Below are 23,721 nucleotides of genomic sequence, written 5' to 3'. Positions count from 1 at the left end.
CATGCTGGCGCCCTCCCCCAATGCCGCGTTCTCCGCGCCAGCCGCGCGCGCCGATGCGTCTGTCGTGGCTGGCGAGGACGCGCCGGTCTGGCTCGCAACCGCCTTTGCCGTCGCGGGCACGCTGGTCGCCATCATGTCGGCCTCGCTGTGGCAACAGGCGCCGGCTGCGCCGCAAGTGGTGGCCGCAATCCCGGCACCACAGCCGATCGTCGCCGAGCCGGCATGGAGACCGCCCGAGCCCCCGGCGCCTCTCCCCGCTCTGATCGTCGCGCCGCCGCTGCCGTTGCCCTCCGCCGCCCCGGTCGAACCGCCGGCGGCCCCCGCCGCACCGACGGCTCGCGCCGAGCCGCCGGGCGCCGCCAAGGCGAGCACCGAATGTTTTGCGCCGCTGGCGATCGCGTTCGAGCGCGGCAGCACGCGACCGAATCCTGCCGACATGAAGCGTTCGCGGGCGATCCTGCAGAAGGCGCTGTCACGGCACGCCGACGCGACCCTCGTCATCGAGGGACATGCCGATGCCAGCGGCAGCGAGGATCTCAACGTGCTCCTGAGCTATTCGCGCGCCAAGGCCGTCGCGGATCTGTTGCGCAAGGACGGCATCCCGGCCCAGCAGATCGCGGTGCGCGCCGCCGGCGCCGGCGCGGCGCATGGCGATGCCGAGGCTGTGGCCGCGGACCGCAAGGCGCTGCTGCGCATTGCCGGCGTCGACGATTGCGATCAACTCACGGCAGTGAAGCGACCATGACCATCTATGCCATCGTGAGCGGCCTCGGCGCCGCCATTCTCCTGCTGACCGCAGGCTATCTGTTCGGCGCGCGCCAGGGCACGCTGGCGCGCGATCAGTTGCGGCGACAGGTGCAATTGCAGGCCGCGAGCCTGGATCAGTTGCAGGAGCAGAGCAGCCACGACGCGATCGAGCGCGAGACCAGCCTGCGCAGCGCGATCCAGGACGTGCTGGCGCCGCTGGTCGAACGCGAGCGCATCTCGCTCGATCTGGCTCAGCTCGCGAGCCGGCCGGGCCGGCGCCGCGAGCTGGTGCCGCTGCTCGACAGGATCGCCGAGGTCGGGCGGTTCGAAACCGTGCTGCTGACGAACGAGGAAGGCCTGCCGCTCGCGGCCAACACGGCCGGCCGCCACACCGAGAGGCTGGCGGCGGCGGCGACGCGGCTGGCGCTGGTCGCCGAGAAGGTCAGTGGCGAGCACGGCGTCGCACCGCTGTCGGTCATGCTGCGCGATGCGTCGGAGGCGACGACGCTGTGTCGCATCTTCCGGGTGCAGGATCAGACCCTGACGCTGACGGCGCTGTCCAACGATCCGCGGCTCGCGTCCGTGGCGCTCGATCCCGCGCTGGCCAAGGTGCAGGTCGCGCTGACGGCGCCGGCCTGAGACGTACCCACAACGCAAAGGGCGCAGCACCTCTTGCGAGGCACTGCGCCCTTCGCCGACCTCATTGTCAGGGATGAGGCCGACTACACGCGGGATCGGCCGCGGGCGAGACCCACGACGGCCGACACCAGGAACAGCACGATGGCGATGAAGAAGATGATCTTGGCGATCTCGATGGACGCACCGGCGATGCCGCCGAAGCCGAGGATGCCGGCGATCAATGCGATAACCAGGAAGGTGACGACCCAGCCTAACATGACACGACCTCTGTCTCTCGATTGCGGTTCAAAGCGACGCGGAGCTTGCGCCGTTGCCAGAACAATCGGGACTGGGAACAATGGTTCCGGCGCCTCCCGCCGCTAAAAATTCGCGATTCGCCGGAACAAAGCTCGGGGCGAGGGGCGCCGCCCCGCAAGCCTGCCCGATTTAGGGCTGTAAAACGCCTCGGCCGGCCCCATATAGCCGTCAATCCCTGCTATGAGGGCTCCTTCCTGCAGACCTCTCGATGCCGTCGTATGATGCGGTCAGAGGGACGAGATTGATTCGCTGATGACCGAGCCCAACCGCGTGAGCCCTTTTCCTGCGCCCGACCACCAGCCCGTCGCCGGCGGCATCGCCGCGCGCGCCCGCGCGGCTGCGAGCGGCGGTGCGCGCTATCTTGCGGGCCTCAATCCGGAGCAGCGCGAGGCGGTCGAGACGCTCGATGGCCCGGTGCTGGTGCTTGCGGGCGCCGGCACCGGCAAGACCCGCGTGCTGACCACGCGCATCGCGCACATCCTGAGCCAGGGCCGCGCGCGGCCGAGCGAGATCCTGTCGGTGACGTTCACCAATAAGGCTGCGCGCGAGATGAAGACGCGCCTCGCCGAGATGCTGGGACAGGCCGTCGAGGGCATGCCGTGGCTCGGCACCTTCCACTCGATCTCGGGCCGCATCCTGCGCAGCCATGCCGAGCTGGTGCAGCTCAAATCCAATTTCACCGTGCTCGACGTCGACGACCAGATCCGCCTGCTCAAGCAGCTGCTGCAGGCCGAGAACGTCGACGACAAGCGCTGGCCCGCGCGCATGCTGGCCGGACTGATCGATGGCTGGAAGAACCGCGGCCTGGCGCCCTCCCAGGTGCCGTCGGGCGAGGCCGCCGTGTTCGCCAACGGCAAGGGCGGCAAGCTCTATGCGAGCTATCAGGAGCGGCTGAAGATCCTCAACGCCGCCGATTTCGGCGACCTGCTGCTGGAAAGCATCCGGCTGTTCCGCGAGAACCCGGACGTGCTGCGGCAGTACCAGAGCCGCTTCAAGTTCATCCTGGTCGACGAGTATCAGGACACCAACGTCGCGCAATATCTGTGGCTGCGGCTGCTGTCGCAGGCGCCGAGTTCGTCGCGCGCCGTCACGCCATCCCCCGTCATTCCGGGGCGGCTCGAAGAGCCGAACCCGGAATCCCGAGCCGCGGATAGCCAACTGCGAGATTCCGGGTTCGCACCTGACGGTGCGCCCCGGAATGACGACGCGAGCGTGCCTCCCCCCAAGAACATCTGCTGCGTCGGCGACGACGACCAGTCGATCTATGGCTGGCGCGGCGCCGAGGTCGACAACATCCTGCGCTTCGAGCACGATTTTCCGGGCGCAAAAGTCATTCGGCTGGAGCGCAACTATCGCTCGACCGGGCACATCCTCGCCGCCGCCTCGCATCTGATCACGCACAACGAAGGCCGGCTCGGCAAGACGCTGCACACCGAGGACGTCGAGGGCGAGAAGGTCACCGTCACCGGCGCATGGGATTCGGAAGAGGAAGCCCGCGGCATCGGCGAGGAGATCGAGGAGCTGCAGCGCAAGGGCGAGAACCTCAACGACGTCGCGATCCTGGTGCGCGCCTCCTATCAGATGCGCGAGTTCGAAGACCGCTTCGTCACGCTCGGCCTGCCCTACCGCGTCATCGGCGGCCCGCGCTTCTACGAGCGCGCCGAGATCCGCGATGCGCTGGCCTACCTGCGCGTCATCAACTCGCCGGCCGATGATCTCGCCTTCGAGCGCATCGTCAACGTGCCCAAGCGCGGGCTCGGCGATGCCACCGTGCAGATGCTGCACGACCACGCCCGCAAGCGCCGCATCCCGCTGTTCGAGGCCGCGCGCGCCGTGGTCGAGACCGACGAGTTGAAGCCGAAGGCGCGCGGTTCGCTGCGCGGCCTCCTGCTGCAATTCGAGCGCTGGCGCGCCCAGCGCGAGGTGACGCCGCACACCGAGCTTGCCGAGATCGTACTCGACGAGAGCGGCTACACCGAGATGTGGCAGAAGGACCGCTCGGCCGACGCCGCGGGCCGGCTCGACAACTTGAAAGAGCTGATCCGCTCGATGGAGGAGTTCGAGAACCTGCATGGCTTCCTCGAGCACATCTCGCTGGTGATGGACCGCGAGGGCGCGGCCGACGAGGAAGCGGTGTCGCTGATGACCCTGCACTCGGCCAAGGGCCTGGAGTTCGACAACGTGTTCCTGCCGGGCTGGGAGGAAGGCCTGTTTCCGAGCCAGCGCACCCTCGACGAACAGGGGCGCGCCGGATTGGAGGAAGAGCGTCGTCTCGCCCATGTCGGCCTGACGCGCGCGCGGCGGCGCGCCAAGATCTATTTCGCCACCAACCGCCGCATCCACGGCACCTGGACCACGACCATCCCGTCGCGCTTCCTCGACGAACTGCCGGCCGCCAGCGTCGAGATTACCGAATCCAAGGGCGGCTCGGGCTGGGGCGGCGCCGGCGGCTATGGCCCGTCGCGCTTCGACAATGTCGAGTCGTTCGGATCGAGCTATTCGACGCCGGGCTGGCAGCGCGCGCAGGCCCGCCGCCCCGGCGCAGCACGCGGGTCGTCCGAGGGCGGCTTCAGCGAGCAGCAATCGCCATTCGCAGGGCGTGATCCGTTCGGCGGTAATTTCGGACGCAACAAGCGCGGACCGATGACCATCGAGGGCGAGCTGGTGGCCAAATCGACCGGCACCATCTCGGAATTCACCGTCGGCGACCGCGTCTTTCACCAGAAGTTCGGCTATGGCCGCGTCATCAAGATCGACGGCAACAAGCTGACCATCGCCTTCGACAAGGCCGGCGAGAAGCACGTGGTCGACAGCTTCGTGCAGAGGGCGTGACCCCACGGCCACGGTGCGCCGGCCACCGCCGGGCCGGCGCGGACCGCGGCAATCGAACTTCACACTTCGCCTTGGTTAGGCCTTGACCATGGCAGCGCGCATCGTATGAGATGCAACCATGGTCCGGCGATACATCCTGTTGAGTGTTGCGATCGCGCTGAGCGCGCCGTCGCTTGCGGCGGCGCAGACGATGAGCTTTGGCGACTCGGCGGGGCTGATTGCTTCGAGCTGCGGTGCCGACATCACCGCCAATTGCCGCGGCGTCAATCTCGACTCCAACCGCCTCAAGGAATGCCTGTCGCGCAACCAGGACGTGGTGTCCGCGCAGTGCAAGGCCACCTATTTCAAGGCGTTCGAGGCGATCCAGAAGCGCATTTCCGCGCGGGTCACGGTGGCCAATGCCTGCCAGCGCGAGATCGTGAAGCTGTGCGGCGGCTCGACCAAGGAGACCAGCAAATCGATTCCCTGCCTGATGACCGCGAGCGGCGTCGGCGCGCGCTGCCAGCAGTCGCTGGGCGAGGCGGGGTATCGCTGATGCAGCGGACGGCGACAGCATTGCTCGGGTTGATCACGGCTTCGTTGCTGGTCGCGAGCGCGCCGGCATGGTCGCAGGAGGTGACGCGCGAGGACATCGTGCGCCAGCTCAGCCGGTTCGAGACGGCACCGACGCTCGATCTGCCCGCGCTCAAGCAGCAGACCCAGGAACGCTCCAAGATCCGCAGCCGCAACGAACCGCCGCCGCAGAAGCGGACGCCGATCGCGCCGGAGCTGATGACCCTGCCGGCCTTCAACGTCGACATCCAGTTCGACGTGGACACGCCGATCGTGCGGCCGGAATCCTACCAGGCCGTCGGCCGGATCGCCGACGCGATGGTCTATTCCGAGCTGCTTCCCTACAGCTTCCTGATCGTCGGGCACGTCGAAGCCAACGGCAAGCGCGAGTCCAACGTCATCCTGAGCCAGCGCCGCGCCGACGCGATCCGCGACATCCTGGCGAACACCTTCAAGATCTCGGTCAAGCGGCTGCAGTCGATCGGCCTGGGCGAAGAGCAACTGCTCGATCCGAGCAAGCCGACCGCCCCCGTCAATCAGCAGATCCAGATCATCACGGTCGCCAAGGCCGCCGAAGAGGCCGCGCCGCCGCCGCCGGCCCCTGCTCCGGCTGCATCCGGCAAGCAGGCTCCGCGCAAGCACCGCAATTGACGCAAATGAGCCCTGCGCGAATGCCGTGAACCCGGGGCCGTCCGGGCGCGACTGTCTTGGATAGGCATCGGCACGCTGCAACGATCGGCGCTATTGGAACCCGTTCTCAAATCGGCGCAGCCCGGCTGCGCTGAGCCCGGGGCATACCGATTGCCGGTTTGTCGATGCAGCCGCTTGATGGTATAGCCCGGTCTTTACGGCCGTCGATTGAGCGGTGGTCGATCGCATTGACGAGCGAGATAGCCATGAACGCCATGTTCCGACGCCAGATGATCGACTACGTCGAATATCATCGCGATCCGCGCAACGGCCTGATGCATGTGCTCGGGATCATCTTGCTGTTCCTCGGCGCGGTGCTGCCGCTGAGCTTGTGGCATTTCGACGCGTTCGGCATTCGCATCAGCCTCGGCGCCGTGCTCGCGCTGCCGGTGCTGTTGTATTGGCTGCTGCTCGATGCGGCGCTCGGCGCCGGCATTCTTGCCTTTGCCGTGCTGTTCCTTTCTGTGGCCATGATGATTGCCGATCACGTCCACGGATTGGCCCTGTGGGCCTTGTTTGCCGCACTCGTGATCCTCGGCCTCGTGTCGCAGGCGGTGGGTCACAAGCTGTTCGAGCGCAACAATCCGTCACTGCTGGATCATCCGGCGCATCTGTTTCTCGGGCCGATGTTCGTGATGGCGAAGTTGTACGTGGCGTTGGGATTCAAGCCTTCGGTGGCCGATCTCGTCGCGTCCGACCCGTCGCCGGACCGGCTCACATCCCGTCCTCTTCAAGGCGATCAACGCTCACGTCCCTAATGAAAGTCCTCGTCACCGGCGGCAGTGGTTTTATCGGACATCACCTCGTCTCTGCGCTGGTCGCGCGGGGCGCGGAGGTGCGGGTGCTCGATATCCGCTGCCCGACGCACATGATGGCCGAGGTGGAATATATCGAGGGCTCGGTGCTCGATGCAGGCCTGGTGCGACAGGCCGTGGCCGGCGTCGATCAGGTCTATCATCTCGCCGGGCTGCCCGGCATGTGGATGCCGGACCGCGAGGACTTCTACCGGGTCAATTGCGTCGGCACTGAAACGGTGCTGGCGGCGGCCCGCGCCAACCGGGTGCGCCGCTTCCTGCATTGCTCGACAGAGTCGATCCTGTTCGACTATCCGGGATCGACGGGCGCCGCCTCGGCCCCCACGGCGCCGCCGGCCGAGGCCATGCCGGGGGCCTATACGCGGTCGAAGGCGCTGGCCGAAGCCCGCGCCATGGCCGCCGCCGCGGACGGCTTTCCGGTCGTGGTCGGCACCCCGACGATGCCGATCGGACCGCATGACAGCAACCTGACACCGCCGTCACAGATGCTGCGCCATTTCCTGGACAGCCGTGTCCAGCTCTATCTCGATTTCATCGTCAACCTGGTCGATGTCCGCGACGTCGCCGCAGGCCTGATCCTGGCCATGGAGCGCGGCAAGGTCGGCGGGCGCTACGTGTTCGGCGGCGAGAGCCTGCGCCTCAGCCGCATCCTGGAGCTGATGGCGGTGATCAGCGGCCGCAAGCACGTGGCGCTGCCGGTTCCCGGCCGGCTGGCCGAACTGTCGGCGGGCATGCTGGAGTTCGTCTCCGATCACCTCACCAAGCGCTGCCCCTCCGGCACCGCCGAGGGGGTGCGGATCGCCCGATCCGCCTCCGATCTGTCGATCGACAGGGCCAAGCGGGAACTCGGCTACGCGCCCCGCCCGATCGAGCCCACCTTGCGCGAGACCATCGCCTTCCTGCTCGATTCCGAGCCGGGAAAACGGCTCGACGACAAACAACACCCTTTTCGCACCGCGGCCGAATAGCTAAGAGCGGCCGGTCCCACGTCTCATAACGGTTCCAAGACATGTCCGGCGATGCCAGCCCCATCTCGTCGTTTGCGTTCAGCGGATGGACCACCACCTGGCCCACCTCCCTGCTCGCCATCATCTGGCTGATCTGGCTCGCCAGCTGGGTCGGGGCCTCGTTCTGGTCCGGACAGACCCGCAAACATGTCACCGTGATCAAGACCAGCCGCTATCACGCGCTGATCGTGCTCGGCGGCATCCTGTTCACACCCTGGACCTCGCGGCTGCTCGGCGAGAAGCCGTTCTGGCACCCCGGCGAGGCCGGGGTCTACCTGCTGACTGTGGTGACCCTGGCCGGCATCGCCTTCACCTGGTGGGCGCGCATCCATCTCGGCCGGTTCTGGTCGAACGCCATCACCCACAAGGAAGGCCACAAGGTCATCGATACCGGTCCCTATGGCATGGTCCGGCATCCGATCTATACCGGCCTCATCCTCGGCATGATCGCGACCGGCATTGCGGTGGGGACGGTCAGCGCGGTGCTCGGCGCCGTCCTGATCTCACTCGGCATGGCCTGGAAGGCCAAGATGGAAGAGGTCTTCCTGGCCCAGGAGCTGGGACCCGACTACGTTGCCTACAGCCAGCGGGTGCCGATGATCATCCCGTTCATGCCGGCAGGCTGACGCGCAAGGCCGCTCAGCGCCTGACGACGGCTTCGGGCTGCGGCGAAGCCGGCTGATTGGCAGCCTGCGGCAGCAGATGGCGCGGCAGGATGATGCGCTGCCCGGGGACCAGAGGCTGGGCCGCGAGGCCGCGATTGGACTGCTGCAACGCCCAGAGCGGAACGCGATAATTGGCGGCGATCTGGTCGAGGGTCTCGCCCGGCCGCACCGCCACGGCCGTGCCGCTGTCCCACAACTCCACAGATGTCTTGGGCGGGACCAGATAGCGCAGCTGCACCGGGTCGACGTCCGCCGTCGCGGAGGTCTGCGAGAGCTGGCTGATCATCGTCACCAGCTGGGCGTGCACATCCTCCATCTTGTCGATGTTGATGTGCGTGACCTCGTCATGATCCTTCATGTCGAAGCTGGCGTAGTGGCCGCGGAAGCCCGGCTCGGGCTTCACGTCGCCGCCGCCGAGAATGTTGTCCGACAGGAACAGATTGATGAAGCGCTGCACGTTCGGCGGCACGCTCTTGGTCGCATGTGCCGGATCGACGGTGACCACGAGGGCGACCGGGATGTTCTGCTCCTGCAGGGTGATCGCGATCCGGACGCTGCACAGCCCGCCCATCGAGTGGCCGATCAGCACGATCGGGCCCCCCTCCTGGCGGTAGTTCTTGGCAACCTGCAGCCCGATCAGGTCGCACAGCGTGAATTCATAGACGCTCGCCCAGAACCCGGCCTTCTCGATCTTCTCCGCGAGCCGGTCCATGCCGGTGGAGAACAGCGGCCCGAGCGCGCCGCGGAACAGGTAGACCCGCGGCGGCGGCAGCGGCTGGGTCGCCTCCGGCGACGGGGGCGGCACGGCGCGGATCGCGGCGGGAGTGGATGCCGGGGATGCTTTGGCGGATCGGGTGGGCGCGGAGGCCGAAGCGGCGCCGGACTGCGCGGCCAACGAATTGCTCGAGGCGGCAAGTCCGGCAAGGAGAAAGGTTGCGGTCACCAGGAGCGCGGGCAGCCTCCTGCCGGCCGCCGGGTTGGCTGCATCGAGCCGCCGCCTCGCGATCTGCGCCACGCCGGTCATTCGTGCTCCCGGGAAAGCTCAAAGCTGAAATCGGACAGGGTCATGCGGCCCTGCCATACCGCTTGTCGGCGCCGAATGGGAGCATTTTGGGGCGCGCGCGCGATGGCGCGGCCGCCGATTACCGGTAGCCGGCGGCGTTGGCGGCGCGCTGCGGAGCCGCCATGCGGGTCGGAGGCGCAGCCGGCCGGCCCTTGCCGCCGAACACGACCGAATCGATCGCCCCGATCACCTTCTGCTGCATGATCTGGTTCTTCTCGATGGTGATGTGGCCGACGCCCGGCACCGCCGCCACGTCGACATTCTCGAGCTTGCCACGGAAGCCGTCGTCGCGGCGGACCGGCTCGCCGTTGCCGCTGGCGATGTAGAAGTTGATGTAGCGCTCGGCATTGCCGCCCACGAGCTTGGTCTTGAACACGGAGTCGAGACCGATCGCGAGCTTCACGGGCACGCCGAGCTGGCCGAGCTTGTTGATCATGTCGGGCAGCGCGGTCGCGCCGGAGGAATGGCCAACCAGGATGATGGTCTTGATGCGGCCGGCGCGATAGGCGGCCGCGGCCTCGTCGGCCAGCGACGACCACGACACGAAATTCGCGACCGTGTTCGGGATGCCCTGCGAATCCAGCTTGGCGGCGATGTCGTCGAGGCCGAGCGAGAAGATGTTGAGCACGCCGCGCAGGAGATACACATGCGTGGTGCTGGCTGCGCTGGCGGCCGCAGGGCTCGGCGCCGCCCGGACCGGTCCGCTCCCGAGCGGCAGAACGAGCGCCAGGGCCAGTGCGACCATGCTCAGCCCGCGCGCCGAGACGATGCGCGTTGCGATGGTTCGAATGGTGCTGGTCGATGGCGTCATCGGTCCTTCTCCGCGGCGGAAATGTCGAGACGGCGCGAACCGTACCCAAGATGCTCGCGGACGCAACATCGCCGGCCGCTTGGAGATGCGTTCATGCCTGGGACGTTGCCTCACGGCAACACTCGACCAAGCGAGCCACGAAAAAGCCCAACAAGCGACACGATCGGGAGGGGGCGCGCGATTGCAGGAGCATGGGTCCGTCCCTATCTGAGCCCTCTCTCCGGCTGCCGTGCCTGTTGAAGGCGCAGCGTTCGAATCGCATCCCCATCCTCCTCTGATCGAATCCCCTCGTGATGGCTCCCGTCATTTCCGTTTCCGGCCTGTCGAAGACCTATGCGTCGGGCTTCACATCGCTGAACAACATCGACCTTTCGATCGAGCGCGGCGAGATCTTTGCGCTGCTCGGACCGAACGGCGCCGGCAAGACCACGCTGATCAGCATCATCTGCGGCATCGTCAACGCGTCCTCGGGCAAGGTCGCGGTCGGCGGTCACGACATCGACGCCGACTATCGCGCCGCGCGGGCGATGATCGGCCTCGTTCCGCAGGAGCTGCACACCGATTCGTTCGAGAGCGTCTGGGCGACCGTCAGCTTCAGCCGCGGGCTGTTCGGCAAGCCGAAGAACCCTGCCCTCATCGAGAAGATCCTCAAGGATCTCTCGCTCTGGGACAAGAAGGACGCCAAGATCATCACGCTGTCCGGCGGCATGAAGCGCCGCGTGATGATTGCGAAGGCGCTGTCGCACGAGCCGCAGGTGCTGTTCCTGGACGAGCCGACCGCCGGCGTCGACGTCGAGCTGCGCAAGGGCATGTGGGACGTCGTGCGCGAGCTCAAGGCCGCCGGCGTCACGATCATTCTCACCACGCACTACATCGAGGAGGCCGAGGAGATGGCCGACCGCGTCGGCGTGATCAACAAGGGCGAGATCGTGCTGGTGGAGCACAAGGCCCAGCTGATGCAGAAGCTCGGCCGCAAGCGGCTCAGCCTGCACCTGCAGCAGCGGATCGACGCCGTTCCGGAGGCGCTCGCGCCGTATCAGCTCGCTCTGTCGGACGACGGCTGGAAGCTCGCTTATGACTACGACACCAAGGGCGAGCGCACCGGCATCACAAGCCTGCTCGGCGATCTCAGGACGGCCGGCATCCGCTTCGTCGATCTCGAGACCAAGCAATCATCCCTGGAAGACATCTTCGTGAGCCTGGTGCGGCAATGAATTTTCGCGCAGTCGCCGCAATCTACAAATTCGAGATGGCGCGCACCTGGCGCACGCTGCTGCAGAGCATCGTGTCTCCCGTGGTGTCGACCTCGCTCTATTTCGTCGTTTTCGGCGCCGCGATCGGCTCGCGCATCAGCGAGGTGCAGGGCGTGAGCTACGGCACCTTCATCGTGCCCGGCCTCGTCATGCTGTCGGTGCTGACGCAGAGCATCGCCAACGCCTCGTTCGGGATCTATTTTCCGAAGTTCATCGGCACGATCTACGAGATCCTCTCGGCGCCGATCTCGCATGTCGAGATCGTGCTCGGCTATGTCGGGGCAGCCGCGACGAAATCGATCATCCTCGGGCTGATCATCCTCGCCACCGCTGGCCTGTTCGTGCCGCTGCACATCCAGCACCCGGTGTGGATGCTGTCGTTCCTGGTGCTGACGGCCGTGACCTTCAGCCTGTTCGGCTTCATCATCGGCATCTGGGCCGACGGCTTCGAGAAGCTGCAGATGATCCCGATGCTGGTGGTGACGCCGCTCACGTTTCTCGGCGGCAGCTTCTACTCGGTCAACATGCTGCCGCCGGCGTGGCACTCGATCGCGCTGCTCAATCCGGTCGTGTACCTGATCTCGGGCTTTCGCTGGAGCTTCTACGAGATCGCCGACGTCAGGGTCGAGATCAGTGTCGCCATGACGCTGGCGTTTCTCGCGATCTGCATGACCATCATCTGGTGGATCTTCAAGACGGGCTACCGGCTCAAGCGCTGAGCCGGTGCCGCTTCAGCCGGCGTTCATCAGCGGTAGCAGTGGAAGCGGCCATAGCCGTCGCGATAGCCGCGGCAGTGATAATGGCGGTGGTAGTAGGAGCGATGCGGGATGCCGAGCACGCCTTCGACGGCTCCGACTGCGCCGCCGACGCCCGCGCCGACAGCGCCTCCGACGACGCCACCCACCGGACCGGCGATGCGGTTACCTTCGTGCGCCCCCTCGTGCGCGCCACGGATGATGCCTTGGGCATGAGCAAATTGCGGGAGCGCCAGCCAGGCGAGCGCCAAGATGAACAGCGCGAGTGCGGCGAGCAGATAGGTCAGCTTCTGTGGAGCCCGGTCGTCGAGCACCGCCGTCTTGGCCTTCATCGTGAGCATTTTGAATCCTGGGAACCGCATGGAGGAATGCTTGAAACGCGGATGCGGCCGAAAAGTTGCGCGCTCGTGACGAAATGGCCGGATTAGAGGGCTCCTAAACTAATGGCCGCAGCCGGTCGCGGAAATGTCAGCGCCGGAGGACGCGCCCGAGCCTTTGCCCGGCGCGTTCCGCCCATTAAGGTTGAGGTCGCCCTCAGCTGGAACAAAGCCCGGATTTCCGACATATTGCAGGCCGAGACGATGATCCGCGGCGTTCACTGAAATCCCGTTCGAAGGTCTCGGCAAAGTCGAGGGCCTGGAGGCCAGAGGTTACATGCGTACCATTCTTTTTGCGGTTGCCGGCTTCGCCTTGTTGTCCGCCACGCCGGCGCTCGCCAAGATCGACATCACCGTCGACAAGAACAACCAGATCATGACCGTGGCGGTCGATGGCGTCGAACGCTATCGCTGGCCGGTGTCGAGCGGCATTCCCTCGCGTGAGACGCCGAACGGCACCTTCCGCGCCTTCCGCATGGAGGCCGACCACTATTCGAAGGAGTTCGACGACGCGCCGATGCCGAACTCGATCTTCTTCACCAAGGCCGGTCATGCCATTCACGGCACGGACTCCGAAGGCCGGCTCGGCACTCCGGCCTCGCATGGCTGCGTCCGTCTGTCGAAAGCCAATGCCGCAACGCTCTACGCCCTGGTGCAGAAGGATGGCGTCCTCAACACCACGGTGACCCTGACCGGATCGGCCGAGGTGGCGATGGCGCGCAATCCGCGCCGCGGCACCGCCGTCGCCCGGCGCGACGTCCCGCCGCAATATGACGACAGCGGCGAACCGGTGGTGCTCACTCCGCAGCCGCAATTGCTGCCGGGTCGCCAGGTCGTTCCGCAGCAGCGCCCGGATGATGGCTACATCTATCCGGCCGACGGCAGCGACAACGGTGTTCGCTATCCTGCCCCGCGCGGCACCGGCCGCCGCGTCTATGACGCTCAAGCCTATCCGCAGCAGCAGGACCAGTCGTATTACTACGACAACGGCAATCCGAGCTATGCGCAGCCGCGCTACTACCAGCCGCGCTCGTATTATCAGCCGCGCGGCGGCTACTACACCTATCAGGACTGATCCGGCCGATCGGCGGAGCCGGCCGCTTCAGCGGCCGGCTCCGTTCGTCCCCTATTCCGCGTTGACGCGCTCCAGCGATGCTGGCGCGGGTTCGGCGGCAGCCTGCCCACGAGCGGACGGCGCGCGCTTGCGGCGCTGCACGAAGTACTGGTCCGCCAGCACGCCGATCAGGATGACCGTGCCCATCACCGCGAAATTCAGCGAGCTCGGGATGCCCAGCAGGTTGACCAGGTTCTGCAGCACCTGCAGCAGGATCGTGCCGAGCACGACGCCGATGATCGAGCCCTCGCCGCCGCGCAGCGAGCAGCCGCCGAGCACCGCCGCGGCGATCGCATAGAGCTCGTAGAACGAGCCGTGCACCGCCGGCGAGATCGAACGGGTGTACATCGCGATCAGCACCGCGGACAGCGCGGTCAATCCGCCGCAGATCACATAGGCCGATATCGTGACGCGATCGGAGCGGATGCCGGAATAGCGTGCGGCCTCCTCGTTCTTGCCGACGGCGTAGAAGTAGCGGCCATACACCGAGCGGTGCAGCACCAGCCAGGCGATGCCGGCCACGATCACCAGCGCGACGACGCTGTGCGGCAGCGGAAAGCCAAGCACGTTGGTGCGGCCCGCCGCGAGCCATTCCAGCATCGGAAAGCTCGCGCCATAGCCGAAGCCGGCGGTCGCATCCTCGGTATAGTAGCGCGCAGCGCCGCGGTAGATCAGAAGCCCGCACAACGTCACCACGAAAGGCTGGATGCGCATCTTGGTGGTGAGCACGCCGTGCATCGTGCCGATGGCGATGCCGCCGGCGATGATGAGGAAGAAGGCCAGGATCCAGTCGACGTCGCGGTTGACGATCAGGTCGATGAACAGCACGCCGAGCAGCGCGATCACCGATCCGACCGCGAGCTCGATGCCGCCGACGATGATGACGAAGGCTTCCGCGATCGAGAAGATGCCGAACATCCCGACCTGGTTGGCGGTGTTGGAGAGATTGCCGACCAGCAGGAAGCGCGGATTGATGAAGGCCACGACCGCGCCGACCACCAGGATCAGGACCAACAGGCTGAGATCTTTCTTGTGCACGTTCGCCCCTCTCAGATGCTATGGCCGACGGCAAGCTGGAGCACGTTGTGCTCGCTGAACTCGCTGCGCGCCAGGAAGCCGGAAATCCGGCCCTCGTGCATCACCGCGATGCGGTCGCTGACCCCGATCACCTCTTCCATGTCGCTCGATATCATCAGGATCGCGACGCCCGCATCGGCCAGCCGCCGCAGCATGTCGTAGATCTCCTGCTTGGCGCCGACATCGATGCCCCTGGTCGGCTCGTCGAAGATCAGGACCTTCGGCCGCATCGACAGCCATTTGGCGAGCACGACCTTCTGCTGGTTGCCGCCGGATAGTGTTCCGACCTGCATCTTGACGTCGGTGGCCCGGATCTTGAGGCGTTCGCGCTGGCGGTCGGCGTTGTCGGTCTCGCGAGACTTGTCCACCAATCCAAGGCTTGCATAGGATGCGAGATCCGGCAGGGAGATATTCTCGGCGATTGGAAAGTCGAGCAGCAGGCCGCAGCCCTTGCGGTCTTCCGGAATGAGATAGATCCCCCGATCGATCGCCGCGCGCGGCGTCGAGATGCGGACGGGCTCGCCATCAAGATGGATGCCGCCGGCCAGCAAGGGTTCGACACCGAAGATGGCGCGGGCAAGCTCGGTCCGTCCGGAGCCGACGAGCCCGGCGAGACCGAGGATCTCGCCGCGCTGCAGCTGCAGGCTCACCGCACGGCTGGGATAGGTGGATGTGACGGCATCGACGACGTCGAGGACCGTGTCGCCGGGCGGCGCGGCCGGCGGCACATAGAGCGACCGCAGATCACGGCCGATCATCAGCCGGATCATCGCCGCCGGATTGAGCTCGCCGCGCGTCAGCGTGCCGACCGTGCGGCCGTCGCGCAGCACGACGGCACGATCAGCACATTGCACCACCTCGTTCAGGCGGTGGGTGATGAAGATGACGCTGACCCCGTCGGCCTTCAGGCCGGCGATCACCTGCATCAGCCGCTCGGTCTCCGACAGGGTCAGGCTCGAGGTCGGCTCGTCCATGATGACGCAGCGCGCGTTGAGCGACAGCGCCTTGATGATCTCGACCAGCTGGCGCTGCGCCAGCGACAACTCCGCGAGCGGCGTGTCCGGCGCGAAATCGGCCGCGAGCCGCGCGATGAGTGGCCGCACCTTGGCGCGCAGCGTGCCGCGGTCGATCAGCCGCAACGGGCCGCCAAAGACCGGCTCGCGGCCGATGAACACGTTGCCCGCGACATCGAGATTGTCGAACAGGTTCAGTTCCTGGTGGACGAACGCGATGCCGGCGGCGATCGCATCCGTCACGGTGTAGCCGGTCCGATCGACGCCATCGATCCGGATCGTGCCGCTGCTCGGCGCGACCACGCCGCCGAGCACGCGCATCAGGGTCGACTTGCCGGCGCCGTTCTCGCCGAGCAGGGCGATCACCTCGCCCGGCGCGACCGACAGGCTGACGTGGTCGAGCGCGACCACGCCAGGATAGGTCTTGCCGATGTCGATCAGCTCGAGGAAGGGCTCGCGCACGCCAGCCGTCGCATCACTTCTTCAGCATCGTCTTCATCTGCGCCATGAAGTCGTCGACGTTCGACTTCTCGATCACCTTGCCGGGCACGATGATGATGCCGTTGGCCGGGACGCCCGACTTGTCGCCCTGCACGACCTTGGCCATCAGCTTCATGCCCTGATAGCCCCACTCGAACGGCTGCTGCACGACGGTACCCTCGATCGCGCCGTCCTTGACGCCGCCGAGGGTGATCGGATCCTCGTCGAAGCCGATGATCTTGATCTTGCCGAGCTTGCCGGCCTCCTTCAGCACCTCATAGATGCGCGGGGTGTTGTAGGAGTAGAAGCCAACCAGGCAGCTCACATCGGGCATCGCCGCGAGAATATCCTCGACGTTGCGCTTGGCGCGGGTCTGATCGATCTCGTCGCCGCGCACGTCGACCAGCTCGACCTTCGAGCCCTTGATCGTCTCCTTCACGCCCTCGATGCGCTCGCGCGCGTTGTCGGCGCCGAGCAGGCCGACGAAGCCGACGCACTTGCCCCCGTTCGGCAGCGCCTTCAGCATCAGCTTGCCGGCATCCTTGCCGAGCTCGGTGTTGGAGGAGCCGATATAGGCGATGCGCTTCGATTGCGGAGCGTCGCTGTCCGTGGTGAAGAGCACCGTCTGCCCGGCGACCTTGTTGAGGTGCTCGGTCTGGTTCTTCGGATCGACCGCGCTCACCATGATTCCGGCCGCACCCGCCGCGACGAGGTCATCCAGCATCCGCTGTTGCACGGCGGCGGCCGCCTGCTCCGGATATTTGAGCTGCAGGCTGTAATCGGGCAGCTCGCCCTGCGCCTTCTTCACGCCGGCCTCGGCGATCTTCCAGAAGTCGGACGCGCCGTTGACCACGAAGGCCAGCACCTTCTTGTCCGCCGCTCCGGCCGAGCCTACGCCGAGCGCCATCGCCAACAACGCAGACGCACCAGCCATCCAAAGACGCTTCATCGAACCCCTCCCATGTGAAGCCGACCTGCTTGATGCGGCCGGCGCTTTGTAGTCGCCACAAGAACTCATAGGGCCGAGAGGAAAGCTTCCGCTCGGTCGGGCAGAGAGTCTCAGCTCGATCTCGGCAGCCCGGCGTGCTGATTCCCGCTGGCACAGCGGCATCAGCCCATGGGGTCGTGGAGATTTGAATCTAAGATCGCCCGCGCATGCCAGCTGCTGGCCCTTCGAAAAGCACCGCAATCGGGACCAGCATATGAGGCACGCACCTCAGGTAGCATGATCGGCGCAGCCGCGCAACAAAGCCGGAAGGAAGATGAATATCTAAGCGTTTTGCGGCGCAATACGTCTAAACGCCAAACGATCGGCATGGCGAACTGCCACTGCAATGCAACCGAGAGGAAGGCGCACTGCGAGGTGCGCACCTCTTATCGCCGCGCGTGATGTCGGTGCCCAGGGCAACGGAACGGGCAGCGCGCGCGAGCAGCCTTCGCCTGCGCTATTCGCCGTCGCGCAGCCGCCGATACACGGCGCCGAGAATGTTGGAATAATCGTCTGTCCATACCCGCTCGCCCTCGGTCGGGTCGGTCTCGGTCCATTTGTTCGACGACGCGAGCTTGCCGACGTCGGCGTCGTCGCGGGCGCTGATGACGACGTCGGTGGAGAAGATGTACTCGTCGTCGCGCCCGGAGTCTTCGTTGTAGACCCAGCTCTTCAGGTCGTTGGCGTCGGCGATGCCGACGACGACGCTCTCGAGCTCGAGGTGGCGGTTGGAGACGTGCATGACGACCGCGCCCTGCGGCGCCAGCTTGGCCTTGTAGATCGCCATCGCCTCCTCGGTTGCGAGATGGATCGGGATCGCATCGGACGAATAGGCATCGACGATGATGAGGTCGTAGACGCCATCGGGCTCCTTGGCGAAGGTCAGCCGGGCGTCGCCGATGACGGGCTTGATGTCTGGCGCGCAATTCCTGATGTAGCTGAAATATTTCGGGTCACTGGCGGTATCGACCATGGTCTGGTCGATCTCGAAGTATTTCCAATCTTCGCCGGGCTCGGCAGCACAAGTGAGCGTGCCCGCGCCGACGCCGATCACGGCGACCTTCAGCGGCGCGCCCTTGCGCTCGCGGATCGCGGTGATGGCGCGGCCGATACCGCCGTCCTTGTGGTAGTAGGTGATCGGCTCGGGACGTCCGGTGACCTTGGAGCCGTCGGCGTTGAGATATTTCTGAGCACCATGAATCGTCGTGCCGTGCATCAGCACGTGGTAGTGGCCATCCGAGGTCACCACGATCTTGTGCACGCCGAAGAAGCTGCGCACCGTTTCGACGCGGCCGTCGTCGGCCGGATAGGCGCGGATGAGGACGAGCGCGAGCGCGGCGGTCGCGAACACCTTCCAGCGGCCGCCATTGAGCAGCAGCGCGAGCAGCGCCGCGAGCACGCCCACGGCGCCGGCGACATAGACGCGATGATCCTCGAGATAGGTCGTGACCTTCCCGGTCATCCCGGCCGGCACCAGCAACGCGACGGCGATGGCCGCCAGCAAGATCCAGTACCAGCGTGTCAGTCGCGGCCACCGCTCGGTCACCGCCGGGCGGCACAGCGCGGCGAGCGCCAGCAGGATCGGATATTCGGCGACCCAGGAGAAGGTGAACGGCGCAATCAGCCCGGCGAACAGGCCACCGACCATGCCGCCGAACGACAGCGCGACATAGAAGCCGGTGAGATATTTCGCGGCCGGCCGCGTGCGGGCCAGCTCGCCATGACAGGCCATCGCGATCACGAAGAAGCAGAGCTGGTGACCACCCAATGTGAGCGCGAGGTTCTGCTCGCCGCCGAAGGCCAGCAGCACGACGACACCGGCGATCGCGAGCGGCTGCAGCGCCAGCATCCATTTGTGCGGCAGCAGCGGCCGCGACTGAAACACCAGCACCCAGGTGAGCAGATAGAGCGACAGCGGCAGCACCCACAGCAGCGGCGCGGCCGCGACGTCCGTAGAGATGTGCGCGGTCACTGCGATCAGCAGGCCCGAGGGCACGGCTGCGAGGAAGATCCAACGCAGGCGCAGCAGCCAGCGCGGCGCGGGCGCGTCGCTCACGTCGTTCTGCAGCAGGCTCGCCACCGTGACGGGCGAGCGCAGCAGCAACACGCCGCAGCCTGCGATCAGCGCGATCAGCATGCCATAGCCGCCGGTCCAGATCAGGTTCTGCATGCGCAGGCTGAAGATGGGCTCGATCAGCAAAGGATAGGACAGCAGCGCAAGAAAGCTGCCGATGTTCGACGAGGCATAGAGGAAGTATGGATCGGGGCCGGCCGGATGGCCCGTTCGCACAAACCAGGCCTGCAGCAGCGGATTGTTGGCGGCGAGCGCGAAGAACGGCAGGCCGATCGAGGCCGCGAACAGGCCGAGCAGCCAGAGCGCATAGCCGGAGGTCGGCGGATCGCCCCAATGACCCGCGATCGACAGCGGCAAACTCAAAAGCGCAAAACCGAGCAGCAGAAGATGGATCGCCACCGGAATCACCCGGCTGCGCAGTTGCGTGAGGAAATGGGCGTAGGCGTAGCCGGCGAGCAGCAGCGCCTGGAAGAACACCATCGCCACCGACCACACCGCCGGCGAGCCGCCGAGCCGCGGCAGCACCATCTTGGTGAACAGCGGCTGCACCGAGAACAGCAGCAGCGCGCTGACGAAGATCGCTGCGGTATAGACGACGAGCACCAGCCGGTTGCGCGCAGCGGAGGGGTGGGCGACGGCGGCGGACGAGGCGATTGAGGTCATGGCAACTCCAGCAGCGGCGCGGCCGTCAATCAGGTGCGGGGCCAGACCACGACGCGCAGACGAGACATAGCGGATCGAGAGGCGGTATGGCGAGCAGCTGGGGCAAAACCGAGTTCCCCTTGACGCGGCGCCGATCCGGGGCGACAGCACGTCTCGACGGTTCCCGAAAGGACGGACTCCTGTCGGTCATTAATCAGGGCTTTTTGAAGCGCACATGAACGAAACCGACGTGATCATCATCGGCGCGGGCCATAACGGCCTGACCTGTGCGGCCTATCTGGCCATGGCGGGACTGCGCGTGCATGTGGTCGAGCGTCGCAAGGTGGTCGGCGGTGCGGCCGTGACCGAGGAATTTCATCCCGGCTTCCGCAACTCGGTCGCCTCCTACACGGTGAGCCTGCTCAATCCGCGCGTCATCGCCGACCTGAAGCTGCATCAGCATGGGCTCGAGATCGTCGAGCGGCGGGCGCAGAATTTTCTGCCGTCGCCCGATGGCCGCTATCTGCTGACCGGTGAGGGCCGCACGCAGGCCTCGATCGCCCGCCTCAGCAGCCGCGACGCCGAAGCGATCGGGCCGTTCTCAGCCCGGCTGGAAGCAATCGCGGACGTGCTCCGCAGCTTGGTGCTGCGAGCGCCGCCGAATCTCGTGGCCCAGTTCGGGCTGCCGGCGATCCGCGAGGCCTTCAACGCACTCGGCACAGCCAACACCCTGCGGGCCCTGTCGCTGGAGCAGCAGCGCGATCTGCTCGACCTGTTCACGCGCTCGGCCGGCGAGATGCTCGAGGAGATCTTCGAGACCGACCTGGTGAAGGCGCTGTTCGGCTTCGACGCCATCGTCGGCAATTATGCGAGCCCCTACGCGGCCGGCTCCGCCTATGTGATGCTGCATCACGCCTTCGGCGAGGTGAACGGCAAGAAGGGCGTCTGGGGCCATGCGATCGGCGGCATGGGCGCGATCACCCAGGCGATGGCCAGCGCGCTGAAGGAGCTGGGCACGCTGGTCGAGGTCGAATGTGGCGTGCGCGAGGTGATCGTCGAGCGCGGCCGCGCGGTCGGCGTCGTGCTGGAGGACGGCCGCAGCATCCGAGCGCGCTATGTCGCAGCCAACGTCAATCCCAAGCTGCTGTATACGCGGCTGGTGCCGCCAGGCGTCCTGCCGGAGCCGTTCCTCACCCGCATCCGCAACTGGCACAACGGCTCCGGCACGTTCCGCATGAACGTGGCACTGAGCGGCCTGCCCTCGTTCAGCGCGCTGCCGGGCGATGGCGATCATCTCTCCGCCGGCATCATCCTGGCCCCCAGCCTGAGCTATATGGACCGGGCCTATCTCGACGCTCGCGCGCAGGGCTGGAGCTGCGATCCCGTGGTCGAGCTGCTGATCCCCTCCACGCTCGATCCGACGCTCGCCCCGCCGGGGCAGCATGTTGCCAGCCTGTTCTGCCAGCATGTCGCGCCCGAGCTGCCGGACGGACGCTCCTGGGACGATCATCGCGAGGAGGTCGCCGATCTCATGATCGCGACCGTCGACCGCTACGCGCCCGGTTTTGCAGGCAGCGTGATCGGCCGGCAGGTGCTGTCACCGCTGGATCTGGAGCGCCAATTCGGTCTGCTCGGCGGCGACATTTTCCACGGCGCCCTGACCCTGAACCAGCTGTTCTCGGCCCGCCCGATGCTCGGTCACGCCGATTATCGCTCGCCGCTGAAAGGCCTCTACCATTGCGGCTCGGGCAGCCACCCCGGCGGCGGCGTGACCGGCGCGCCCGGCCATAATGCGGCGCAGGCTATTCTGGCCGATCATCGGGCCTTGTTCGGCTGAGGACAAGCCGGGGACAGACTGTGGAAGGCTTTACCCGCAACCCCGTGGACAAGCTGTGCAAACGACGCGGGTCAGCCGGTGGACGAATCGCCGCGAAGACTGTGCAGAATGCTGTGGGGCGATCGTGGCTGAGCTGTCGAATTCGGCGTCCCAAACGAAAAACCGGGCGCTGAGGCCCGGTCCTCCGAGAACGCCGCTTCGCAGATCACTTCAAGGACGAATTGATCGAGTCGAACTTGCTGCTCATGGAGCTGCCCAGGCCGTTGACGGCCGCGATGATCGCGAGGGAAATGCCGGCCGCAATCAGGCCGTATTCGATCGCGGTTGCACCGGACTCATCGCGCAAGAACTTCAAGAGAATGGTCGTCATCTTCACCTCGTTTCCCAACCCAGGAACCGAGGCTTTTCCGGTTCCCATGACGGGAACCTTACGCAGAGAGAACCTAAGGTTGGTCTAACGAGGCTCACTCAACTCGTGACGATATTTCACGCCAATTACGATGCAACTTTTAGGCACGGAAGATGCCCCCTCGACGACAGCCGGAAGTTGCCCAAAAACCGCGAGGTTCGGCCAAAGAGCTTGCGCCGGCGGTGAGATTGCTTAACCACACCGTGGAGTTTGTTCCCGGACGAGCCAAATGACATCAGCTACGACGCCTGCGACCTACAAAGCCACCTTCACGGTTCCGGACGAAGCGACGGCGCGGCCGGCGGTGGACGCGCTGACCGAGGTGTTCTTCGAAGGCGACGCGGCCGTCGCGGCGTTCGAGCGGCCGGACGGACAGTGGGACGTCACGGTCCATTTCGCCGACCCGCCCGACCAGGACCTGGTGCGCGAGCTCGTCGGCGGAGCAGCGGGGCCCGAGACGGCCCAAAGCCTGACGTTCGACGTTGTCGAGGCCAAGGATTGGGTCAAGGCCAGCCTCGACGACCTCGTTCCGGTCCCGGCCGGCCGCTTCCTGGTCCACGGCGCCCACGATCGCGAGCGCGTGCCCGGCAACAAGCTCGGCATCGAGATCGAGGCGGCGCTCGCCTTCGGCACCGGCCATCACGGCACCACCCGCGGCTGCCTGCTGCTGCTCGACCACGTCTTGAAGAGGGGCGCGCCGCGGCGTGTGCTCGACCTCGGTACCGGAACCGGCGTCCTCGCCATCGCCGCCGCGAAGGCGCTTCACCAGCCGGTGCTGGCCAGCGACATCGATGCCCCCTCGGTCGCAGTCGCCCGCGACAATGCCCGGCTCAACGGCGCAGGCCCCCTGGTCCAGGTCATCCGCGCCACAGGTTTCGCGGCCGACGATTTTGCCGAACGGGGCCCGTTCGACCTGGTGCTGGCCAACATTCTCGCCAACCCGCTCCGGCAGCTGGCCGCGCCGATGCAGCGTCATCTGGCACGAGGCGCCTTCGTCATCCTGTCGGGCCTACTGACGCCGCAGGCGCGTGCGGTCGTTGCCGCCTATCGCGCACGCGGTCTGATTCCCGTCCGGCATCTGAAAATCGAGGGTTGGAGCAGCCTGCTGCTGCAGAAGCGGCAATAACGAAGCAGTTCGGCTCGAGGCGGCGAAACAAGGCTAGGCCGGGGACGACGGCTTGGAGGATTCGCTACGTCTTCGGTTGGTTCGGCTGAGCGCCGGAGTCGGACTGGTCACGAGGCGCGCGTCGAAGACGCGGTTCGACCAGACGATTGACGAGACCCGCCAGCGCGCTGCGCGGCTTCTCGACAGGTGGTGAGGCCGGTGCGCGTGGCGTCGGCGCCGACAGTTTCTCGAAGGTAAAAGCAGGCATTGTGCATCCCCTCGCCATAGAGTTGAGGCACTCCCCGGATTGTGCGACCGTGGATGATCTTTACGATCGTGGTCGTCACATCCATCACGTTTCCTCGCCGCATCTCTTTCGGATGACCGGCATGCGACAGCAAATCTTTTTGCACTGGCGAATGCAAGGAGATTCTTCGTGCACTGCACCTTTCCCTGGGAGAGTATTCGTCGCAGACGAC

At 66.1% G+C, this 23,721-nt stretch carries 22 protein-coding genes; 13 read left to right on the top strand and 9 right to left on the bottom strand.

Annotation, left to right across the window (positions count from 1 at the left end):
- The first annotated feature begins 1 nt into the window (after position 1).
- On the top strand, positions 2–745 hold the full coding sequence (locus QXZ94_RS33835; RefSeq protein ID WP_315725792.1) for an OmpA family protein: 744 nt from the start codon (positions 2–4) through the stop codon (positions 743–745).
- Complete coding sequence (locus QXZ94_RS33830; RefSeq protein WP_210267840.1) at positions 742–1,386, top strand: hypothetical protein; 645 nt, start codon at positions 742–744, stop codon at positions 1,384–1,386. The genes QXZ94_RS33835 and QXZ94_RS33830 overlap by 4 nt, the downstream gene beginning before the upstream one ends.
- 83 nt (positions 1,387–1,469) lie before the next feature.
- Here QXZ94_RS33830 and QXZ94_RS33825 read toward each other — a convergent pair whose 3' ends face one another.
- Complete coding sequence (locus QXZ94_RS33825) at positions 1,470–1,643, bottom strand: DUF1328 domain-containing protein (RefSeq protein WP_006614063.1); 174 nt, start codon at positions 1,641–1,643, stop codon at positions 1,470–1,472.
- A 292-nt stretch (positions 1,644–1,935) separates the two neighbouring features.
- Here QXZ94_RS33825 and QXZ94_RS33820 point away from each other — a divergent pair, with 292 nt between their 5' ends.
- From QXZ94_RS33820 to QXZ94_RS33795, 6 genes are all read left to right on the top strand, one after another.
- Complete coding sequence (locus tag QXZ94_RS33820; RefSeq protein WP_315725787.1) at positions 1,936–4,515, top strand: ATP-dependent helicase; 2,580 nt, start codon at positions 1,936–1,938, stop codon at positions 4,513–4,515.
- Positions 4,516–4,633: 118 nt separating this feature from the next.
- Complete coding sequence (locus tag QXZ94_RS33815; RefSeq protein WP_315725785.1) at positions 4,634–5,050, top strand: hypothetical protein; 417 nt, start codon at positions 4,634–4,636, stop codon at positions 5,048–5,050.
- Positions 5,050–5,718 (top strand): OmpA family protein, encoded by a 669-nt coding sequence (locus QXZ94_RS33810; RefSeq protein ID WP_315725784.1) that lies wholly within the window; start codon positions 5,050–5,052, stop codon positions 5,716–5,718. Before QXZ94_RS33815 ends, QXZ94_RS33810 begins: the two co-directional genes overlap by 1 nt.
- Positions 5,719–5,963: 245 nt before the next feature.
- Positions 5,964–6,515, top strand: coding sequence for an Mpo1-like protein (locus QXZ94_RS33805; protein WP_315726706.1), 552 nt, complete (start codon positions 5,964–5,966; stop codon positions 6,513–6,515).
- Positions 6,515–7,540, top strand: a complete 1,026-nt coding sequence (locus QXZ94_RS33800; protein WP_315725781.1) for an NAD-dependent epimerase/dehydratase family protein — start codon at positions 6,515–6,517, stop codon at positions 7,538–7,540. Before QXZ94_RS33805 ends, QXZ94_RS33800 begins: the two co-directional genes overlap by 1 nt.
- Positions 7,541–7,581: 41 nt before the next feature.
- Positions 7,582–8,205 carry an isoprenylcysteine carboxylmethyltransferase family protein gene (locus QXZ94_RS33795; protein ID WP_315725779.1) on the top strand — a complete coding sequence of 208 codons (624 nt, stop codon included), beginning with the start codon at positions 7,582–7,584 and terminating at the stop codon, positions 8,203–8,205.
- Positions 8,206–8,218: 13 nt separating this feature from the next.
- On the opposite strand, the gene QXZ94_RS33790 is transcribed toward QXZ94_RS33795, so the two are convergent.
- Both QXZ94_RS33790 and QXZ94_RS33785 read right to left on the bottom strand, forming a co-directional pair.
- Positions 8,219–9,268, bottom strand: a complete 1,050-nt coding sequence (locus tag QXZ94_RS33790; protein ID WP_315725777.1) for a LysM domain-containing protein — start codon at positions 9,266–9,268, stop codon at positions 8,219–8,221.
- A 118-nt stretch (positions 9,269–9,386) separates the two neighbouring features.
- The gene (locus tag QXZ94_RS33785; RefSeq protein WP_315725775.1) at positions 9,387–10,118 is read right to left on the bottom strand and encodes a hypothetical protein; all 732 of its coding nucleotides are present in this window, start codon (positions 10,116–10,118) and stop codon (positions 9,387–9,389) included.
- Positions 10,119–10,411: 293 nt separating this feature from the next.
- Between QXZ94_RS33785 and QXZ94_RS33780 the strand changes: the two genes are divergently transcribed.
- Both QXZ94_RS33780 and QXZ94_RS33775 read left to right on the top strand, forming a co-directional pair.
- Complete coding sequence (locus QXZ94_RS33780; RefSeq protein WP_172131711.1) at positions 10,412–11,332, top strand: ABC transporter ATP-binding protein; 921 nt, start codon at positions 10,412–10,414, stop codon at positions 11,330–11,332.
- Positions 11,329–12,090, top strand: a complete 762-nt coding sequence (locus QXZ94_RS33775) for an ABC transporter permease (protein WP_172131710.1) — start codon at positions 11,329–11,331, stop codon at positions 12,088–12,090. The genes QXZ94_RS33780 and QXZ94_RS33775 overlap by 4 nt, the downstream gene beginning before the upstream one ends.
- A gap of 26 nt (positions 12,091–12,116) precedes the next feature.
- Here QXZ94_RS33775 and QXZ94_RS33770 read toward each other — a convergent pair whose 3' ends face one another.
- Positions 12,117–12,467 (bottom strand): hypothetical protein, encoded by a 351-nt coding sequence (locus tag QXZ94_RS33770; RefSeq protein ID WP_172131709.1) that lies wholly within the window; start codon positions 12,465–12,467, stop codon positions 12,117–12,119.
- Positions 12,468–12,780: 313 nt separating this feature from the next.
- Here QXZ94_RS33770 and QXZ94_RS33765 point away from each other — a divergent pair, with 313 nt between their 5' ends.
- A complete protein-coding gene (locus QXZ94_RS33765) occupies positions 12,781–13,578 on the top strand; it encodes a L,D-transpeptidase family protein (RefSeq protein ID WP_315725772.1) in 798 nt (265 codons plus the stop codon).
- A gap of 51 nt (positions 13,579–13,629) precedes the next feature.
- Here QXZ94_RS33765 and QXZ94_RS33760 read toward each other — a convergent pair whose 3' ends face one another.
- From QXZ94_RS33760 to QXZ94_RS33745, 4 genes are all read right to left on the bottom strand, one after another.
- Positions 13,630–14,655 carry an ABC transporter permease gene (locus QXZ94_RS33760; protein ID WP_315725770.1) on the bottom strand — a complete coding sequence of 342 codons (1,026 nt, stop codon included), beginning with the start codon at positions 14,653–14,655 and terminating at the stop codon, positions 13,630–13,632.
- Between the two features lie 11 nt (positions 14,656–14,666).
- On the bottom strand, positions 14,667–16,169 hold the full coding sequence (locus QXZ94_RS33755; RefSeq protein ID WP_315725768.1) for a sugar ABC transporter ATP-binding protein: 1,503 nt from the start codon (positions 16,167–16,169) through the stop codon (positions 14,667–14,669).
- A 13-nt stretch (positions 16,170–16,182) separates the two neighbouring features.
- Positions 16,183–17,136 (bottom strand): sugar-binding protein, encoded by a 954-nt coding sequence (locus QXZ94_RS33750; protein WP_409998514.1) that lies wholly within the window; start codon positions 17,134–17,136, stop codon positions 16,183–16,185.
- 496 nt (positions 17,137–17,632) lie between these two features.
- Positions 17,633–19,912, bottom strand: coding sequence for a fused MFS/spermidine synthase (locus QXZ94_RS33745; protein WP_315725766.1), 2,280 nt, complete (start codon positions 19,910–19,912; stop codon positions 17,633–17,635).
- A gap of 214 nt (positions 19,913–20,126) precedes the next feature.
- Here QXZ94_RS33745 and QXZ94_RS33740 point away from each other — a divergent pair, with 214 nt between their 5' ends.
- Positions 20,127–21,728 (top strand): NAD(P)/FAD-dependent oxidoreductase, encoded by a 1,602-nt coding sequence (locus tag QXZ94_RS33740; RefSeq protein WP_315725764.1) that lies wholly within the window; start codon positions 20,127–20,129, stop codon positions 21,726–21,728.
- 205 nt (positions 21,729–21,933) lie between these two features.
- Here QXZ94_RS33740 and QXZ94_RS33735 read toward each other — a convergent pair whose 3' ends face one another.
- On the bottom strand, positions 21,934–22,098 hold the full coding sequence (locus QXZ94_RS33735) for a Flp family type IVb pilin (RefSeq protein ID WP_172111026.1): 165 nt from the start codon (positions 22,096–22,098) through the stop codon (positions 21,934–21,936).
- A gap of 268 nt (positions 22,099–22,366) precedes the next feature.
- Here QXZ94_RS33735 and QXZ94_RS33730 point away from each other — a divergent pair, with 268 nt between their 5' ends.
- Positions 22,367–23,263 (top strand): 50S ribosomal protein L11 methyltransferase, encoded by an 897-nt coding sequence (locus QXZ94_RS33730; protein WP_315725761.1) that lies wholly within the window; start codon positions 22,367–22,369, stop codon positions 23,261–23,263.
- Positions 23,264–23,721: the final 458 nt, after the last annotated feature.

Source organism: Bradyrhizobium sp. SZCCHNS2022, assembly GCF_032377575.1.
GTDB classification, from domain to species: domain Bacteria; phylum Pseudomonadota; class Alphaproteobacteria; order Rhizobiales; family Xanthobacteraceae; genus Bradyrhizobium; species Bradyrhizobium aeschynomenes.
Note: the sequence above shows the minus strand (reverse complement) of the source record. Positions and strands in the feature narration are given on the sequence as shown.

Coding starts and splice junctions, on each gene's coding strand:
- QXZ94_RS33835 (WP_315725792.1), top strand. CDS start 2: ATGCTGGCGCCCTCCCCCAATGCCGCGTTCTCCGCGCCAGCCGCGCGC.
- QXZ94_RS33830 (WP_210267840.1), top strand. CDS start 742: ATGACCATCTATGCCATCGTGAGCGGCCTCGGCGCCGCCATTCTCCTG.
- QXZ94_RS33825 (WP_006614063.1), bottom strand. CDS start 1,643: ATGTTAGGCTGGGTCGTCACCTTCCTGGTTATCGCATTGATCGCCGGC.
- QXZ94_RS33820 (WP_315725787.1), top strand. CDS start 1,936: ATGACCGAGCCCAACCGCGTGAGCCCTTTTCCTGCGCCCGACCACCAG.
- QXZ94_RS33815 (WP_315725785.1), top strand. CDS start 4,634: ATGGTCCGGCGATACATCCTGTTGAGTGTTGCGATCGCGCTGAGCGCG.
- QXZ94_RS33810 (WP_315725784.1), top strand. CDS start 5,050: ATGCAGCGGACGGCGACAGCATTGCTCGGGTTGATCACGGCTTCGTTG.
- QXZ94_RS33805 (WP_315726706.1), top strand. CDS start 5,964: ATGAACGCCATGTTCCGACGCCAGATGATCGACTACGTCGAATATCAT.
- QXZ94_RS33800 (WP_315725781.1), top strand. CDS start 6,515: ATGAAAGTCCTCGTCACCGGCGGCAGTGGTTTTATCGGACATCACCTC.
- QXZ94_RS33795 (WP_315725779.1), top strand. CDS start 7,582: ATGTCCGGCGATGCCAGCCCCATCTCGTCGTTTGCGTTCAGCGGATGG.
- QXZ94_RS33790 (WP_315725777.1), bottom strand. CDS start 9,268: ATGACCGGCGTGGCGCAGATCGCGAGGCGGCGGCTCGATGCAGCCAAC.
- QXZ94_RS33785 (WP_315725775.1), bottom strand. CDS start 10,118: ATGACGCCATCGACCAGCACCATTCGAACCATCGCAACGCGCATCGTC.
- QXZ94_RS33780 (WP_172131711.1), top strand. CDS start 10,412: ATGGCTCCCGTCATTTCCGTTTCCGGCCTGTCGAAGACCTATGCGTCG.
- QXZ94_RS33775 (WP_172131710.1), top strand. CDS start 11,329: ATGAATTTTCGCGCAGTCGCCGCAATCTACAAATTCGAGATGGCGCGC.
- QXZ94_RS33770 (WP_172131709.1), bottom strand. CDS start 12,467: ATGCTCACGATGAAGGCCAAGACGGCGGTGCTCGACGACCGGGCTCCA.
- QXZ94_RS33765 (WP_315725772.1), top strand. CDS start 12,781: ATGCGTACCATTCTTTTTGCGGTTGCCGGCTTCGCCTTGTTGTCCGCC.
- QXZ94_RS33750 (WP_409998514.1), bottom strand. CDS start 17,136: ATGAAGCGTCTTTGGATGGCTGGTGCGTCTGCGTTGTTGGCGATGGCG.
- QXZ94_RS33745 (WP_315725766.1), bottom strand. CDS start 19,912: ATGACCTCAATCGCCTCGTCCGCCGCCGTCGCCCACCCCTCCGCTGCG.
- QXZ94_RS33740 (WP_315725764.1), top strand. CDS start 20,127: ATGAACGAAACCGACGTGATCATCATCGGCGCGGGCCATAACGGCCTG.
- QXZ94_RS33735 (WP_172111026.1), bottom strand. CDS start 22,098: ATGACGACCATTCTCTTGAAGTTCTTGCGCGATGAGTCCGGTGCAACC.
- QXZ94_RS33730 (WP_315725761.1), top strand. CDS start 22,367: ATGACATCAGCTACGACGCCTGCGACCTACAAAGCCACCTTCACGGTT.